Consider the following 2,449-nt stretch of genomic DNA (forward strand, 5'->3'; position numbering starts at 1 on the left):
CTCGACGTTGGCGCGGGCGGTCTCGTCGAAGGCCACCACGCGTCCGACGGCGCGGTCGGCCGAGATCACCTCGAGCCCCGCGTCGTGGTCGCGTGCCCAGTTCGCGGCCCAGGCCACGGCCCGGCGGGCGTCCCGCGAACCGTCGTAGCCGCATACGACCGGTCCGGTGGCGGTTTCCGTCATGGCGTCCTCCTGCGGGTTCGGCGTCGCGGATCAGCCTAGTCGGCGGGTACGACGGCGTCCGGGGGAGCAGCAGATGCGCAGCCGACATCGTTACCAAAGCGGAACCAGTCCTTTTCTGGACCAGTTCCAGAAAGTCGGCTAGGGTGAGGCCCATGACGATGCAGATGGAGGATCCGGGAGCGCTGCTCCGGACAGCCGGGTTGAGGGTCACCTCTCCCCGGTTGGCGGTCCTCGCCGTCGTCGACAGTCGTCCCCACATCGCGGCGGAGGACGTCGCGGTACTGGTCCGGGAGCGGCTGGGCGCGGTGTCCACGCAGACCGTCTACGACGCGCTGCGTGTGTGCACCGACGTCGGACTCATGCGGCGCATCGAACCGGCCGGCTCGCCGGCCCGGTACGAACGCCGCACGGGGGACAACCACCACCACCTCGTGTGCCGGCAGTGCGGCCGGATCGAGGATGTCGAATGCGCGGTGGGGCATGCGCCCTGCCTGCAGGCGGACCACGATCACGGCTTCCTGATCGACGAGGCCGAGGTCAACTACTGGGGCACATGTCCCGAATGTCAGGCGGGCCGTGCCCGGCTCGGTTAAGACTGAGACCCAGACCACATCGCCCATCACCCCACCACAACGAGGAGCACCAGACGTGACCACGCATCCCGCCGACCGCGGCGTACGCGACTTCCAGCCCAAGTCCGCCACCACCACCGACAGTGGCCAGCCGGTACCGAGCGACGAGTTCAGCGCCCGGTTGGGCGAGCTGGGTCCGCAGCCGATCCACGACTTCTACCTCATCGAGAAGCTCGCCCACTTCAACCGCGAGAACGTCCCGGAGCGTCTGCCCCACGCCAAGGGCTCGGGCGCCTTCGGCGAGTTCGTCACCACCGAGGACGTCTCGGACATCACCTGCGCAGGCCTGTTCCAGCAGGGCGTCACGACCCCCATGCTCGCCCGCTTCTCCACCGTCGCCGGCGAGAAGGGCAGCCCCGACACCTGGCGTGACCCGCGCGGCTTCGCGCTGAAGTTCTACACCGACGAGGGCAACTACGACATGGTCGGCAACAACACGCCGGTCTTCTTCGTCCGCGACGCCCTCAAGTTCCCGGACTTCATCCACTCGCAGCGCCGCAAGAACGCCTCCGGCCTGCGCAACCACGCCATGCAGTGGGACTTCTGGACCCTGAGCCCCGAGTCGACCCACCAGGTCACCTGGCTCATGGGCGACCGCGGCATCCCGGCCACCTGGCGCAACATGGACGGGTTCGGCTCGCACACCTACCAGTTCATCAACGCCGAGGGCGTACGCCACTGGGTCAAGTTCCACTTCAAGACCAACCAGGGCATCGACTTCCTCACCCAGGACGAGGCCGACAAGCTCGCCGGTGAGAACGCCGACTACCACCGTCAGGACCTCTACGAGTCCATCGCCAAGGGCGAGTTCCCGTCGTGGGACCTGCACGTCCAGGTGATGCCCTTCGACGAGGCGGAGACCTACCGCTTCAACCCGTTCGACCTCACCAAGGTCTGGTCGCAGAAGGACTACCCGCTGCGCAAGGTCGGCACCATGACGCTGAACCGGAACCCGCAGAACCACCACGCCCAGATCGAGCAGGCGGCGTTCGCGCCGACCAACATCGTCAAGGGCATCGGCTTCTCGCCCGACAAGATGCTCCTCGGCCGTGTCTTCGCGTACCCGGACATCCAGCGCTACCGCATCGGCGCCAACTACCAGCAGGTGCCGGTCAACCGACCGCTCTCGCCGGTGAACTCCTACTCCAAGGAGGGCGCCATGCAGTACGAGTTCCCGCACCCGGCGCAGGCCGAGTACGCCCCCAACACCCTCGACGGCCCGGTCGCGGACCCGGCCAAGGCGTTCGACTTCGGTGACTGGGACACCAAGGGCTCGGAGATCTACCGCGGGGACGTCTCGCCGCACTCCGACGACACCGACCAGGCGCAGGCCACGACGCTCTACCGGGAGGTCCTCGACGACGCGGCCCGCGAGCGTCTGGCGTCCAACATCGCCGGTCACGTGAGCAAGATCGACCCCTCGGAGACCGAGCTCCTCGAGCGCGTGTACGCCTACTGGGCGGCCGTCGACCAGGGGCTGTGCGAGGCCGTCAAGGCCGGCGTCGAGTCCGGTCCGCGCGGCAACCACCGTCTCCAGGAGTGACCATTCCGTAGCCGAGCATGTTTCGGTCGAGCACGCGTCGGCCGAACTCGACTGAGACGAAGGGCCCGATCCCGCGACCAGCGGGGTCGGG

The 2,449-nt window shown here is 68.0% G+C and carries 3 protein-coding genes; 2 read left to right on the forward strand and 1 reads right to left on the reverse strand.

Going from position 1 to position 2,449, the window contains the following annotated elements; genetic code table 11:
- Positions 1–183, reverse strand: a 183-nt coding sequence (locus G6020_RS02270; RefSeq protein WP_347238289.1) for a universal stress protein, incomplete at its 3' end; no start/stop codon positions are given.
- Between the two features lie 158 nt (positions 184–341).
- Here G6020_RS02270 and G6020_RS02275 point away from each other — a divergent pair.
- A complete protein-coding gene (locus G6020_RS02275; RefSeq protein WP_182609530.1) occupies positions 342–776 on the forward strand; it encodes a Fur family transcriptional regulator in 435 nt (144 codons plus the stop codon).
- Positions 777–831: 55 nt separating this feature from the next.
- On the forward strand, positions 832–2,358 hold the full coding sequence (locus G6020_RS02280; protein WP_182609529.1) for a catalase: 1,527 nt from the start codon (positions 832–834) through the stop codon (positions 2,356–2,358).
- Positions 2,359–2,449 lie beyond the last annotated feature (91 nt).

Origin of the sequence: Dietzia sp. B19 (genome assembly GCF_014145155.1) — a bacterium.
GTDB classification, from domain to species: Bacteria; Actinomycetota; Actinomycetes; order Mycobacteriales; family Mycobacteriaceae; genus Dietzia; species Dietzia natronolimnaea.